This is a genomic window from Dryocola baronae, assembly GCF_051297175.1.
Lineage (GTDB): Bacteria > Pseudomonadota > Gammaproteobacteria > Enterobacterales > Enterobacteriaceae > Dryocola.
Window position 1 is genome coordinate 2481854 of sequence record NZ_JBINNY010000001.1, and the last position, 13902, is coordinate 2495755.

General features: G+C 59.6%; 10 protein-coding genes. 4 read left to right on the forward strand and 6 right to left on the reverse strand.

The window, feature by feature from the left end; genetic code table 11:
* Positions 1-64: 64 nt before the first annotated feature.
* From ACSPHG_RS11670 to ACSPHG_RS11695, 6 genes are all read right to left on the reverse strand, one after another.
* Positions 65-544: an Hcp family type VI secretion system effector gene (locus ACSPHG_RS11670; protein WP_435953649.1), complete on the reverse strand. Its 480-nt coding sequence runs from the start codon at positions 542-544 to the stop codon at positions 65-67.
* Positions 545-781: 237 nt separating this feature from the next.
* Positions 782-1471, reverse strand: a complete 690-nt coding sequence (locus ACSPHG_RS11675; protein WP_435953650.1) for a hypothetical protein — start codon at positions 1469-1471, stop codon at positions 782-784.
* Between the two features lie 159 nt (positions 1472-1630).
* Entirely contained in the window at positions 1631-2128 is a 498-nt protein-coding gene (locus tag ACSPHG_RS11680; RefSeq protein ID WP_435953651.1) for a YciE/YciF ferroxidase family protein, read from the reverse strand.
* 168 nt (positions 2129-2296) lie between these two features.
* Positions 2297-4453, reverse strand: a complete 2157-nt coding sequence (locus ACSPHG_RS11685; protein ID WP_435953652.1) for a virulence factor SrfC family protein — start codon at positions 4451-4453, stop codon at positions 2297-2299.
* A complete protein-coding gene (locus ACSPHG_RS11690; RefSeq protein ID WP_435953653.1) occupies positions 4450-7422 on the reverse strand; it encodes a virulence factor SrfB in 2973 nt (990 codons plus the stop codon). Before ACSPHG_RS11690 ends, ACSPHG_RS11685 begins: the two co-directional genes overlap by 4 nt.
* Before the next feature lie 4 nt (positions 7423-7426).
* On the reverse strand, positions 7427-8791 hold the full coding sequence (locus ACSPHG_RS11695; RefSeq protein ID WP_435953654.1) for an SrfA family protein: 1365 nt from the start codon (positions 8789-8791) through the stop codon (positions 7427-7429).
* Positions 8792-8987: 196 nt separating this feature from the next.
* On the opposite strand from ACSPHG_RS11695, the gene ACSPHG_RS11700 reads away from it, so the two are divergent.
* The 4 genes from ACSPHG_RS11700 to atzF all read left to right on the forward strand — a co-directional run bounded on the left by ACSPHG_RS11700 (position 8988) and on the right by atzF (position 13898).
* On the forward strand, positions 8988-9704 hold the full coding sequence (locus tag ACSPHG_RS11700; protein WP_435953655.1) for a glutamine amidotransferase: 717 nt from the start codon (positions 8988-8990) through the stop codon (positions 9702-9704).
* Between the two features lie 272 nt (positions 9705-9976).
* Positions 9977-11578, forward strand: a complete 1602-nt coding sequence (locus tag ACSPHG_RS11705) for an ABC transporter substrate-binding protein (protein WP_435953656.1) — start codon at positions 9977-9979, stop codon at positions 11576-11578.
* Between the two features lie 61 nt (positions 11579-11639).
* Entirely contained in the window at positions 11640-11873 is a 234-nt protein-coding gene (locus ACSPHG_RS11710; protein WP_435953657.1) for a DUF2526 family protein, read from the forward strand.
* A gap of 228 nt (positions 11874-12101) precedes the next feature.
* On the forward strand, positions 12102-13898 hold the full coding sequence (gene atzF, locus ACSPHG_RS11715) for an allophanate hydrolase (RefSeq protein ID WP_435953658.1): 1797 nt from the start codon (positions 12102-12104) through the stop codon (positions 13896-13898).
* The last annotated feature ends 4 nt before the right edge of the window (positions 13899-13902 follow it).

A 13902-nucleotide genomic window follows, 5' to 3' on the forward strand; every position in this document is an offset into this window, starting at 1 on the left:
AAGATTATTTCCTCAACCCGCGAGCGTCAGAGGAGGCATTTGCCTCCTCTGACGCCTTTCGTTATCAGGCATAACAACGATCGTTCCACGAATCACGATAGATAATATTTCCTTCCGTATATTTCCAGACGATCGCCTCATAACGCAGTTCGAGCGTTTCAAGGTGAGTACTGCTCAGGCCGTTAGGCGCCAGGTAGGGCGCAACCGTTGTGAACTTGACGTTCTCCAGAATGATATTGAAATATTCGGCCTCGATGCCTGATTCCAGGATACGGTACATCTTGATCGTCGCCTTCTTCATGGTTTGGCCCTCGCAAACGGCGCGGTAGAGAAGCGGTGTTGTCCGATCAAACTCTTTCACTATCGTAATAGGGCGGTGAACGCGCGTGCCGGTAAGTTTTCCCCAGTTTGGATCCACCGGAATAGTGACGCCGTGGGAGAATGACTTTAACTCGATAGAACCCTGGCGCATTGGCATTTGACAACTTCCAACAATCGGAGAGCCATTTTCATCATCAAGCCACAAATGTGCGGGAGTAGACATATAATATCCTTATTAGTGAGTTTTAAATATCAGTAAGGTTATCGCTTCACCATTTCACATAACGACCAAAAATATATAGCATGAATAGGAGGAAGACTGGCACGGGCCATAAAGGCCCATCAGGGAAAATTTGCAACAAAACGACTGCGAACAAAATGGTTAGCAAGGCAGGGCCATACATCGAAAATAATGACCTGAATATCCGCCTGAAAATTCTTTTTATAATATTCATAATGGTTATCGGATCATCCTAGTGATGATGTCAGCAATGCCTTCATCTGATGTCATCTGTTTGAACGCGCCCGCTTTCTCAAACAGTGGCTCTATTAGAAAATACATCATTTCTAACTTTTGAGTATACAGAGCAGTATAGTAAGCAGGACTGGTGATGAGAAGACGATGTGCGCTATCTGCCGCTTTATGAACAACACCATATATACCAACGGTCGCAATGCCCCTCGATGCCCAGCCATTGATTAATCCTCTGATTTCGAAGCTTAAATTTGTGCCGGTTGCGACAGATGATGCTGCAGCAAAAGTAAATCCTAGGTTTGTGAGTGACGTGGCGGCAATATGGATGTTTACAGCCATTAGCATTTCTTTTATGTAATCTATTTGATTGGATGTTTTGTGTCGGAAAATGTCTTCAAAGTAGATTTTAAGCATTTCATAAACAACATCCTTACCTCTCAGAATTTGGTAAATGCCTTTGGAAAATCGGATATCCTCGGTCCTTTGTCGCTGACAAACATCCTGATAGTCGTCCGTAAAGCAGGAGGTATAATACAGCGCACGCGTTGCACCTGCGCCTAAGGTTTCAATTTGATTTGTTACAGCCTTTCTAACACCCGTTAATGCATGCTCAAACTTCAGTGCAAGAATCTTATTCGCCTGCAAATAGCTAATAACTTCATTTCTGTAGTACATAATCGCTCCTTGCTAATTTTAACTCGTCCATTTGTTCTTTTTTATCCCCGGGAAAGCCTCCTGTAAATAGCTGCCCGCAAAAAAAGAGGCCGCAACGTTATCCGCTGCGGCCTCGGTCAAAAGCTTAACGGGCTGCTCGCCCGGTTTGCTTTGTTAAAGCTATTTATTCTTCGCGTCGTTATTTACGGAAGATTCAGCAATTGTCGTTAACTTACCGTCTGCGGCTTTTTCTTCAACCAGCGTTTCGCCTAAGAGTTTCTTGGCGTCGTTATAGCCTAATGCTGCGGCGAGCGTGCACAGCGTCCCATAGGCGGCAATCTCATAGTGTTCGACCTTTTGCGCGGCGGCAATTAAGCCCGCGTCGCGTACCGGCCCTTTATCAATAGAATCAATTACTTCCTGTCCTTCCTCAATCAGGCCTTCCATCGCCACGCATTTGATTCTTTTCAATTTTAAATCCGGAATGCTCTCCACCACGCCGTCGATACGCTCCATCTGGATACGGGTTTCTTCCAGGTGGCTGGTGAATGCCTCGCGAAGCTGGGCGTTATCCGCCGCTCGGGCAAGCTTCGGCAGCGCTTTGGTCAACTGCTTTTCAGCGCTGTAGGTATCTGAAAGTAAATGAACAAACAGCTCTTCGATCGTCGAGATATGCATAGTATTGACTCCGATTGCGTTTCATAAAAAGAATGCAGAATGAATACTTGTCGATTTACTTCGCTCATTAACCTTAGCTTAGGGGGGGAGTAATACAAGGCGCTATTTGTCTGTCGAATACGTGCAGCGCCGTCCACCACGATGCGTCGGAGGCGCTGCGCGGGCCGGTTAAATCCTCTCCAGCAGTGCCCGTAATTTCTCGCGATGCACAGAGCCTACGTCGTGCGGATGGCGATAGCCGATGTTTTCCACCGCGCGGGCGTACAGCGCAACCAGCCAGTCATAGACGTAGCTGGCGTTGCCGCGAGCGGGCGTATCGCCAAGCCTGGTCAGGCGTTTCGATGCCTGCGCCTGGGCCGCAGGGGCAAATACCGCGGCACCCTTGTTGACGCGGCTTGCCGGGCGGCTGGCCTGCGGCACGCGCGCGTACCCCAGCCAGTTCACGAAGTCGCCGAGCACGCTGCTGGCGCAGGTGATCTCCTGGGCCATGGTGCCGTCGCCTGCCTGGAGCATCTCCTCCAGCTGATCCGGCAGCGCCAGGCGGTAGCTGGCAACAATCAGCAGATCGCACAGCGCCTGTAGCTGGGCGTTATCCAGCCCAAACTGCTGGGCGACCTCAGCCCTCTGCGCAAGGCGTCTAAGGTGCGCAACCCACAGCTGATGCACCTCCAGCGCGTAGCTCACCGGGTTTACCTCGCGCAGCTCATCGGCGTCGTCTTCCGCAAACAGATCGATATCCAGCTGGAAAGCCGCCGGCTTTTTCTGCCGCTGTTGGTGATGGCGCTGCCAGCACTGCTGTAGCGCGTGGCGGTCCGGCACCAGGCCTGCCAGCAGCTCGCCGTGCAGGGCGGCGCTGGCCTGCAGCGCGCGAACCAGGCCTTCCGCCTGGCGACGGGCCGCTTCCGGGACGATGTTGTGCGCCGTGGTAAGGCGCTGGAAAAGCTCGACGGTCTGCGCGTCCAGCGCGGCCTGTAGACCCTCAACGCGCTGGGTGCGACGGTCGCTATTCATGGCATCGGTCAGCCACTCCAGCAGGCGATGCATATTGCGACCGTCCAGCGCCTGCAGCGTTCCCCAGCGCTTTCCCGCCTGGCCAATCAGGCGCTGCACGCCGTCGTCCACGCCCGCGCCGCCGGTGAAACGTGCGTCAAACGGCGTGATCGTCCAGATCAGGCCCGGCAGGGTGGCCTGGCTTCCCTGGGTGTTATCCACCCAGCGGGCAAGGATTTTACCCGCCGATTTCACCTGCGCGCGCTCGGCGGCGGCGTTGCAGACCAGCAGCGTGTCGGGCTGCAGGCGGTCGGTGTAGTAATCGAGCTGCTCAAGTGGGATATCGATGATATCGACGTCGCCAAGCGCCGGGGCGTTGCCTACCGTCAGGCAAACTTCCGCGCACAGCGCCAGAAGATCGCGCTGGGCCAGGCTTACCGGGGAACCGGCCTCACCGCCGTTGAGCGGGCAAATCATCACGTCGGCCTGAATTTCCGGCTCGTCGGGCGTAGCCGGGATCAGAAAGCCTTCGGCGGGCAGCAGGAAGGTATCGACGAGCAGGCTGGCGGGTGCCATAAACCTTGTGGCGTCGCCGACGTGGTGCAGCGTGTCGCTAAGATGGTGCCACCGTGCGGTCAGCGTGGCGTCATCGCCCCACAGCATTGCCAGCAGCGATACGCGATCCGCGGTGGTCAGCCACGGCAGCAGGTCGGCCATTTGTTGCCACAGCGCGTCGTCCAGATGGTGCTGGCGGCGCAGCTGGGCGTGGTAGCAGCGGGCGATATCGGCAACCTGCTGGGCGGAAATGCCCGGCACAATTTGCGCCTGGCGGCGGGTTTGCAGCTCTGCGATACGCGCCGCAATCACGCTCGACTGCGCCACGCGCGGTTCGGGCTGGCGGTGATAATCGCGGATGGTGCGCTGCGCCAGATCGCTTTCGCCGAACAGCGTCAGCAGCAGCGGGAAGTTATCGACGGCGGGCGCGGCCCTGGCGGTAAAGCGCACGGCAAGGGCGGCGGCGTGGCCGGGGTTAACGTGGGTGAGGTAATCCAGCGTTTTTTCACCCAGCGTCACCTCGATGCGCCCGGCGGGATTCGCCAGCAGCGCGCTCAGCAGATGGTGCTTTCCGGCAACGGAATGACCGTACAACCCCAGCGCCAGAGGCTGGCGGCTTAACGCATCAATCTGGTGCTGGCGGCGCTGCAACGGCAGCAGGCGCGCAAGCAGGCTGTCGGCCTCGTTTTCCAGCAGCGGGGCGTGCGGGCGAGTTTCCTGAACCCAGTTTGCCAGCTGGCGCAGCGCCGCCTTTTTATGACTCACGGTTGGCTGATTCATTTTTGGTAGACGCTCCCGCTGTCGATCCAGTAGTGGCTGGCGCCGCTGTAGCTGCCGGCCAGGGTATTCAGTTTAAAACTCAGCTGGCTGAGCGGCACTTTGCTGCCGTCCTGCAGCCAGGCTTCGGCGAGCGTAAAGGCATCCGCCTCGCGCGTTTGCTGGAGGCGTACGTTAAGCACGCCGTCACCGGCAATGGCTTTAGCAAGTGACGCCGAGTTAATCGCCAGGGTGTAAAGCGGCGTAGCGGGCCAACGGGCGTTATCCAACTGGCGGAAGCCAAGGCAGGCGTTGCCGCGCAGCGGGAAGTGCAGGCGCGTGTCGAGCGTGGCCTTGGGATTGTCCAGATCGATATCGCGATACCAGACGTTTTCCTCGCTCAGCACGTTGTTGCCGTCGAGCATGCCGAGGTAGCGCACGGTGGAATAGGCCTGAATGTCCGACGCCTTAAAGTTAAAGCCCGGCAGGCGCAGGTCCATCGCCAGGCTGCACAGCATCGCGCCCACGGCGGCGGTGGATTTCGGGTTGCCGATGCGGCCCTGCTGGCTGAACGGATACCATTCGTGGGTCTGGTAGTTATCGAGCCAGACGATGCGGTTGACCGGCACGGGCTGAAGGTGGCGCAGCAGGGCCTGCACGCCGGGCAGGCAGGCCGGGCGGCCGGTGACCAGCAGCACGTCGCAGCAGTAGTGGCTGATAACCTCGCACAGCGCCTGGAGCGGGGCGGTCAGGGTGAACTGACCGGCCATCAGCGCTTCCTGAAGCGCTACCAGCTCGACGTGAATCGGCACGCTGAACAGGTCGAAAAGCGGCGCGTCCGCAGGCAGCGCGTGCTGCACGGCGTGCTGAACGTAGTTAATCACGTTGTCGGTCGGGCGCTGGGCGAGCAGTTCGCCAAAGGTCGCCTCGAGCGTTGCATGGCGATCGTCGGGATCGCTGTTTTCCCAGTAGTTCAGCACCGCGTGGCCGAGGGGAATAAACAGCTGCAGTGCGGTCTGCTGGCGCAGCGTGCCGCGCGTGTCCATGCGGCCCGACTCGCCGAACAGCGTGGTCATCAGCCCGGTCACGTCGGCGACGCCCGCCTGGTGAATCTTCGCCTGCAGCGCCGGAAGCACGCAGCGCTGGATCACGTCCAGCAGAATATCGTCGCCCGCCACCTTAAAGCCTTCGCGGAACAGCAGGCGCGGGGCGATTTTCACGTTGCTGCCCACGCCGTCGTCAAGCTGGTACTGGGTGATTGCCATGTCGGTGGTGCCGCCGCCGATGTCGATAGACGCCACGCGCAGGGTCTTGCCCAGAGGTTCGTCATCGCTCAGCAGGCGGTCGGGGCGCGCCAGGCTTTTGAAAAAGGTGCCGCTTTGCCCGGCGTAGTTCACGATGGCTTCGTTATACAGCCAGACGAGCTGCCCGCAGGTCGCCTCGTCCCATTCCATGTGTACGGTGGGCACCGGCACCACGCTTTTCTCTTTGTCGCGATCGCTGGTAAAGCCGTCGTCCGCCGGGTGCCACTCCATCGCTTTCCACACCAGGCCTACGGCTTCGCGCATCCGCTGGCTGAACAGCTCGCGCTCCTGCTTCGGCATGGCGGACGGCAGGGTGAGGATCAGGTTGCGCAGCTGGCGCGGGGCGTTGAGGTGGCCCATGCTCTGGCGCGAGCCGACGCTGTTGATCTGCATCAGCGCCTGCGACAGCAGCTCGCAGAGCATCAGCGTCATCAGCGAGCTGCGGCTGTACTGCGGGGAAAAGACCGGCAGGCGCTCGTCCATCGGCAGGTCGTAGAGCGGCTGGCCGTCGTCGTTCATCAGGTTCATCAGCGGGAAGGCGGTGGCAAGCGGCTCGCGCTGGGTTTTTACGCCCATCTGGCTAAAGCGCCAGTCCTGGGCTGCCGGGGTTTCGTCCCACAGATAGCGGCGCGGGCTTGAGATCCCGCTGGCGCCTTCCGTACCGAGGCGCACGCTCGCCATGCGGCGGGCCTCGCTGCCGACGCGGGCAATGGACGGCCAGACGAAGGCGTCATCGCGCCCGCTTTCCACGGAAAAGTGCTGCTTGCCGAACTTCGCTTCCGAAAACTCCAGGCGGCTGGTGAACATCGCCTCGTTGATAAACTGCGGCTCGCTGAGCGAGCGGATCTGCAGCTCGGCGGTCTGGCGCAGGCCGTCGTTCGCCTCGCCGTGATCCTCAATCAGCACGCCGCAGGTGTGGGTGTTGCCCACGTCCAGCACCAGATCCACCGGGATGGCCGGCGCCTGAAGCGTGGCGGTGACGATTTTCACCTCCGGCACCGCAAGCTGCGCGCCGAGCATTTCGAGGATGTTCAGGTAGTGCGCCTGGTACTCGAACATTTTCATCGCGGCGGTGATTTCGCGCTCGGTGCGCGATTCGTGGCGCGTCACGTACTGGGTGAACACCTCGCGCAGCCAGCCGTCGACCCAGGTCTGGTCGAGGAAATCGTGGATCTCCTGATTCTGCCAGGCCAGCGCAAAGCGCGCGCCGTTGCGCACGTCGTTCTGCGTCGGGGCAAGATGCGCGGCAGGGCTGTCGTCGGCGTAGATTTTGGTGTCCAGCGCGATGCTGATGCGCACCGTGTTGCCCGCGGAATCCGGCGTTTCCAGGCTGCGGATCTGCACGCGCGCCCAGTTGTCCGGCCCGCCCACAAAGGTGCGCGGCGGATTAAAACGGTGGAAGGGCAGCGGCAGCCAGATTTTGTCCATTACCTTGAGCGAGTGGCCAAGGGTGAGGGTGGTTTCCGGCTTCACCACTTCGGGCGCGCCGCCTTCGCTGTCGGGCAGCGTGAACTTGCCGGGCACCACGTCGTAATCGAGGCGCAGCAGCGGGCCGTTGGCGGTTTTACGCACAAAACGCCCGGTGTGCGGGGCGTTCGGCTGCGGGGCAAGGCCAAAATCCAGGAACTGGATGCCGCTGTCTTTAATGAGCGTCACGCTCGGCTTGTACGGGAACAGGTTGGCAAGCATAGGGTTAATCACTCACTTTTTTAAACGTCATCGGCACCACGGTATCGCTTTCGTAGCGCCCGCTGCACTCGGCCACGCCGCCGTCGCCCGGCTTGCAGGAGATTTCCGGCATCGGGTAGCGCGCCCCGTCGCTACAGCGCGCGCTGCCGCGGGTTTTGATCATCAGCGTGCCGGACTGCTGCAGGCCAGAGAACACCTCCACTTTGCACACGATGTTGTCGCCGTGCACGAGGCGAGCGGTGCCTTTGTTATTGGCAATCTGGTAGCGCAGGCTTGGCGGCTTGCCGGTAATCGGATCTTTCACGTCGAGAGTGACTCGCCAGGTGCCGTTGAGGAATTTAGTGGAGCCAGCTTTCAGCGCGTCGGCGGCCATCACCAGCGCGTTTTTCGGCACGATGACCGGGGCGGCTGGCGCTTCTTCAACGGCGGGCTCTGGGGCAGGCGGCGCGACCACGGCGGCCTCGACCAGCGGCAGGGTCGATTTCACCGGTGCGGCATCAGCGGGTTGAATAGCCGGGGGCGCAATAGTCTGCGGCTTGGGTTCTGCCTGCGCGACGGCTAAAGGTTGCGGAGCCGGGGCCGATAAGAATTTGTAGGCAACGGGCGTGGCGATTAGCGCCACGGCGGCGGCGGCAACGGGTAGCAGCCAGAGGCGGGATTTTCGCTTAACGGCAGCCGGCTGCGGCGCGGGCGCGGCTTCTTCGATAACGGGTTCAGGCTTGGGCGTCACGGCGCGGGGCTGTGCGGTATACACCAGCGGCTCGTCGGGATCGCTTAAGACGACCTCTGTTACGACGACGGGCTGGGCGGCAGGCGGTTCGCTCACCGGCGCAGGCTCGGCCTCCGGCTGCGGCTCGGGGATAAATTCGATTACCGGCTCAGGCACATCCGCCACGCGCAGGCAGTCGAGCACGTCTTCGCGCGCGCCCTGGTTGAGGTTTACAAAGCCCCAGAAGGTGATAACCGGTTTACCATCCACCAGATAAACGTGCTGGCTGCCGGGAAACTGCAGGGCGTTGGCGAGCAGCGAGCCGAAAAGCTGGATGGCGGTTTTATCGGCCTGCTTACAGCGCTGAATCAGCGTGGCGACGTTGGCCTGGCAGTTATCGAGATAGCGCAGCGCTTTTTTACGCTGCTCGTCGCTGGCGGCGGCCCAGCTCAGCACGCTGCCTTCGAACGGCGCGTACCAGTCAACGCGGTCGCCTTCGTCGTTGGGCTGGGGAATCGCGAGGCTGTCCGCCACCGCGTGTTGCTTTCGCAAGCGTAGGGTTTCGCGTATCTGTAACGCCGAGTCGAACACCGCCTGTCCGTTTTCGCCCAGCGCGAGGAAATCATCCAGGCATCCGCTGCGCAGTAAAGTTTTTGCCACGTCTTTTATCCTGCCGTTAACGGCTCGTTTCGAGTCATTTTCACGCATGACATTTTACTGATTCCTGCCTTAAGCAAACGGCGGAAGAGACGGCTATTTTTTCCAATTATTGGCGGATTGCGGTTAAGTCACTGGGGGAGGCGTGAAATCTATGCTAATCATAAATCTCTTACCGACGCTTAAGGACGCACAAGCTATGCCTGAACAACTCCCGTTATTGCTGGTTCAAATGGGCCACCCGCCTGCCGATATTCGCGCGGCGGTGGGCGAGCAGCCGCAGTGGTTTCGCGCCGCCCTGGGCGACGTCGGGCCGGTGCGCGTCGTTTGTCCGTTTGAAGGGGAGCCGCTGCCGGTGGCCGGAACGTTCCGCGCGGCGGTGATTTCCGGCTCCTGGTCGATGGTCACCGACCGCGAAGAGTGGAGCGAGCGTACCGCCGCCTGGGCGCGGGAGATGATTCTGGCGGGCGTGCCGCTGCTCGGCGTCTGCTATGGGCACCAGCTGATGGCCCACGCGCTGGGCGGCGTGGTGGACTATCATCCAAAAGGCAGCGAAGTGGGGCAGATAGCCGTGTCGCTAAACGATAGCGCCCAGCACGACCGGCTGCTGCGCGATTTACCGGCGACGTTCGACACCTTCTTAAGCCACGAGCAAAGCGTGATCGTGCTGCCGCCGGGTGCCGTGGCGTTAGGGGCATCCAGCCACGATCCGCACCAGATCGTCCGCTATTCACCCACCGCGCTCTCGGTGCAGTTTCACCCGGAGTTTACCGCCCCGGTGATGAACAAAATCATCACCAGCCGCAGCGAGCGAATAGCCATGAAGGGCAAAGACCGCGACGCGCTGCTGGCAAACGTGCGCGATACGCCGGTTTCCCGTTCTATTTTGCAGCGGTTTGAGGCGATGACGCGTTAATCATTTACCCCGTTCGCCTGGGGGAGAAAGTTGGCATCTGGGCGACCCAATGCCGAAAACAACCCTCACCCCGGCCCTTTCCCTGAGGGCGAGGGGGAAAATCGTCCGCCAGTTTTATCCTCTGCTTCCGATTCAAAAACGAGCAAATTCCACCAAAAAAGCATAAGACGATAGCCGTTTGTTATTTGCCGATGGCGTTCTGCTGTGCTGTTATTAATGCTCAAAATAATAAATGTTCAAATCATTTGGCAAGCAAATCAAAAGGCAAAAACATGTCCACAGGGAAAACGCTTCTCGGGCTGCTGCTTAGCGCTCTGTTACCCACGGGTGCGGCTTTCGCGGCGTCCAACAACAGCACCATCGTCTACTGCTCCGAGGCCTCGCCGGAATCCTTCAACCCGCAAATCGCCAGCTCCGGCCCGACGTTTGTCGCAAGCTCCCAGACGCTGTACAACCGCCTGGTGGATTTCCGCGCCAGCGACAACCTGCCGATTCCTTCGCTGGCAACCGAATGGAAAATCAGCCCGGACGGTAAAACCTATACCTTCACCCTGCGCCAGGGCGTGAAGTTCAACAGCAACAAATACTTCAAGCCAACGCGCGATTTTAACGCCGACGACGTGATCTTCTCGGTGATGCGCCAGAAAGACGCCAACAACCCGTACCACAAGGTGTCGCAGGCGAACTACGAATACTTCAACGACGTGGGTCTCGACAAGCTCATCACCGACGTGAAGAAAATCGATGACTACCACGTGCAGTTCACGCTGAGCGAGCCGAACGCGGCGTTCCTCGCCGACTGGGGGATGGACTTTGCTTCTATTCTTTCGGCGGAATACGCCGATGCGATGCTGAAAAAGGGCACGCCGGAGCTGGTTGATACCCAGCCTATCGGCACCGGGCCTTACGCGCTGCAGGAATACAAGGTGGACTCGCTGATTCGCTACGTGGCGAACCCGAACTACTGGAACGGCGAGGTGCCGACCAAACGCCTGATCTTCTCGATCACGCCGAACGTGCAGACCCGTCTTGCCAAGCTGCAAAAGAACGAATGCCAGATTATCCCGGCCCCAAGCCCGGTGCAGTTCGACGCAATCAAAGCGAACAAAGACCTCGCGCTGCACACCGTCGACGGCCTGAACGTCGGCTATCTGGCGTTTAACACCAGCAAAAAGCCGTTTGATAACGTGCTGGTGCGCCAGGCGCTGAACTACGCGGTGGACAAAAAGGCCATTATCAACGCGGTATTTATGGGCTCCGGCACGGTGGCAAAATCACCGATTCCACCGGCCATGCTGGGCTACAACAAAGATCTGAAGGATTACGGCTACGATCCGGAAAAGGCCAGGGCGCTGCTGAAGCAGGCCGGGTTTGAGAAAGGCTTTGATACCGACCTGTGGTCGATGCCGGTGCAGCGCCCGTACAACCCGAACTCGCGCCGCATCGCGGAGATGATTCAGGCCGACTGGGCGAAAGTGGGCGTTAACGCCAAAATCGTCACCTTCGAGTGGGGCGAATACCTGTCCGGCATGCGCAAAGGCGAGCACTCGTCGGCGCTGTTCGGCTGGATGTCCGACAACGGCGACCCGGATAACTTCGCGGATACCCTGCTAGGCTGCGGCAGCATCGAAAGCGGCTCCAACGCCGCGCGCTGGTGCGACAAGCAGTATGACGCGCTGACCCAGAAGGCGAAGCTCACCAGCGACCCGGCGGCCCGCGCCAAACTCTACGAGCAGGCGCAGGAGATTTTCTACCAGCAGGCGCCGTGGATCCCGCTTGCCAACGGCAAAACCTTCTATGCCACGCGCAGCAACGTGACCGGGTATAATGTCAGCCTCAGCGGCAGCGATTTCTCGAAGGCCAGGCTGAATTAATATCCGAACTTCTGGCCCCTCCCTGAACGGAGGGGCAACAGGTCAAACAAAAGGAGCACTCATGGCACATCTGGACGACGTTATCGCCCGCGTAGACGCAAAAATCACCGAAAACAGCATCGAACATATGAACGAACTGCTGATTGAACTGAGCGAAGACGCTGAATTAAGCCGCGAAGACCGCTATGCCCAGCAGCAGCGCCTGCGCAACGCCATCGCCCACAAGGGCCATCATCAACGAGAAGAGGCGGAAGAGCGCCGGGACGCGTTAACCAAAGGCGGCAGTATTATTTAAATCTGCGATTTTTTATTTTCGCATTGACTCGGCGGATAAGCGTTAGCGCCATCCGCCAGTTTGCACCATTAAAGAAAATATCATTGAACATCGGCGCTAATAGAGTGCAAATATAAAATAAGAAAAAATTATACTTATTTTAACCTCCTGTAATTCCTGCTCATTTTAAAACTGGCACAATAACTGCTTTGTCACTCTCATCTTGTATACCAGATGGGATGCCAGTCTATGTCCGTATTAACCTTGTCGGAGTGGGTCGCGCAGTATCGCCAGCAGCCGCAGGAGCTGGTAGGCGCATTTCAGCAGCTAAATAGACGTTTATCGCCTGACGATAATGCGTGGATATATATCGCCAGCGCCGACGAAATTTACGCGCAGCTCACTCAGATCTTTCAGCCGATCAATTCTGGCGAGAAACAGGCCGCAGATTTTCCGTTATTAGGCGTACCCTTCGCCGTAAAAGATAATATCGACGTGGGCGGCATGCCGACCAGCGCGGGCTGCCCGGCGTTCACCTACGTGGCACAACGGGACGCGACGGTGGTCGCCCGTCTTAAAGCCGCGGGCGCGGTGGTGGTGGGCAAAACCAATCTCGACCAGTTCGCAACGGGCCTTGTGGGCACGCGTTCGCCGTTTGGCGCGGTAAAAAACACCTTTAATCCACTTTACGTCAGCGGCGGCTCAAGCTCCGGTTCGGCGTCGGTTGTCGCGCGCGGGCTGGTGTGCTTCGCGCTGGGAACCGATACCGCAGGATCGGGGCGCGTGCCCGCAGGCTTCAACAATATCGTCGGCCTGAAGCCGACCAAGGGCTGGCTCTCCACCCGTGGCGTGGTGCCCGCATGCCGCCTGCAGGACTGCGTTTCCGTCTTTGCCCTAACGGTTGAAGACGCGCAAGCGGTGGCCAAGGCGGCGGGCGGTTACGATCCGCAGGATCCCTATTCCCGAGCGAACCCGCAAACGGCTCCGGCAAGGTTTAGCCAGGCACCGCGCTTCGCCATTCCCGACAGGCTTGAGTTTTTCGGCGATGCGCAAAGCGAAGCCACCTTTGCCAACACGCTCGCACGCCTGAGCGAGCAGGGCGCGGAGCTGGTGCCCGTTGATTTCACCGCCTTCAGCGAGCTTGCCGGGCAGCTTTACCAGGGCGCGTGGGTGGCGGAACGCACCGTTGCGGTGGGCGATATCTTCCACGCCCGGCCGGAAGCGATGGACCCGACGGTGCGCGGCATCGTGGCAAACGGCCTTAACTTCACGGCCTGCGACGCGTGGCGGGCGGAATACACCCGTGCCGAACTGGCCCGCAAAATCAACGAGCAGCTTACCGGGTTTGATGCGCTGGTGGTGCCCACGTCGCCCACCATTCACACCATCGCCGACATGGCGCTGGAGCCGGTGCGGCTTAACTCGCAGTTCGGCACCTACACCAACTTTACCAACCTCGCCGATCTCTGCGCGCTGGCGCTGCCGGGGGATTTTCGCGCCGACGGCCTGCCCGCAGGCATTACGCTGATTGCCCCGGCCTGGCACGACCGCGCGCTGAGCCACTTCGGCAGCGCATGGCAGGCCGCGCTAAACCTGCCGCTGGGCGCAACCGACGGGCTGCCGCCGGAAAGCTCGCCGCCAAAACCCTCTGCGGATCACGTGCGCGTTGCCGTTGTAGGCGCACACCTGCGCGGCATGCCGCTCAACCACCAGCTCACCGCGCGAAATGCGGTATTTATCGAAGAATCGCACACCGCTAATAACTACCGACTTTATGCCTTAGCCAACACCCAGCCGGCCAAACCGGGCCTTGCCCGCGCGTGCGACGGCCGGCCGATTGCGGTCGAGCTGTGGGATATACCGCTGGCGCGCTTTGGCGAGTTCGTGGCGGAAATCCCCGCGCCGCTCGGCATCGGGACGTTAACGCTCGAAGACGGGCGCAGCGTGAAGGGCTTTATCTGCGAATCGTCTGCCCTGGCGGACGCCACGGACATCACCGCGTGGGGCGGCTGGAAGGCCTGGCTCGCCCGTCACCACAGCGCCTGAGGAG

Excerpts from the sequence above, each read along its gene's own strand:
- ACSPHG_RS11675 (WP_435953650.1), bottom strand. The coding sequence starts at position 1,471 with ATGTACTACAGAAATGAAGTTATTAGCTATTTGCAGGCGAATAAGATT.
- ACSPHG_RS11685 (WP_435953652.1), bottom strand. The coding sequence starts at position 4,453 with ATGAATCAGCCAACCGTGAGTCATAAAAAGGCGGCGCTGCGCCAGCTG.
- ACSPHG_RS11670 (WP_435953649.1), bottom strand. The coding sequence starts at position 544 with ATGTCTACTCCCGCACATTTGTGGCTTGATGATGAAAATGGCTCTCCG.
- ACSPHG_RS11705 (WP_435953656.1), top strand. The coding sequence starts at position 9,977 with ATGTCCACAGGGAAAACGCTTCTCGGGCTGCTGCTTAGCGCTCTGTTA.
- ACSPHG_RS11690 (WP_435953653.1), bottom strand. The coding sequence starts at position 7,422 with ATGCTTGCCAACCTGTTCCCGTACAAGCCGAGCGTGACGCTCATTAAA.
- ACSPHG_RS11700 (WP_435953655.1), top strand. The coding sequence starts at position 8,988 with ATGCCTGAACAACTCCCGTTATTGCTGGTTCAAATGGGCCACCCGCCT.
- ACSPHG_RS11710 (WP_435953657.1), top strand. The coding sequence starts at position 11,640 with ATGGCACATCTGGACGACGTTATCGCCCGCGTAGACGCAAAAATCACC.
- atzF (WP_435953658.1), top strand. The coding sequence starts at position 12,102 with ATGTCCGTATTAACCTTGTCGGAGTGGGTCGCGCAGTATCGCCAGCAG.
- ACSPHG_RS11680 (WP_435953651.1), bottom strand. The coding sequence starts at position 2,128 with ATGCATATCTCGACGATCGAAGAGCTGTTTGTTCATTTACTTTCAGAT.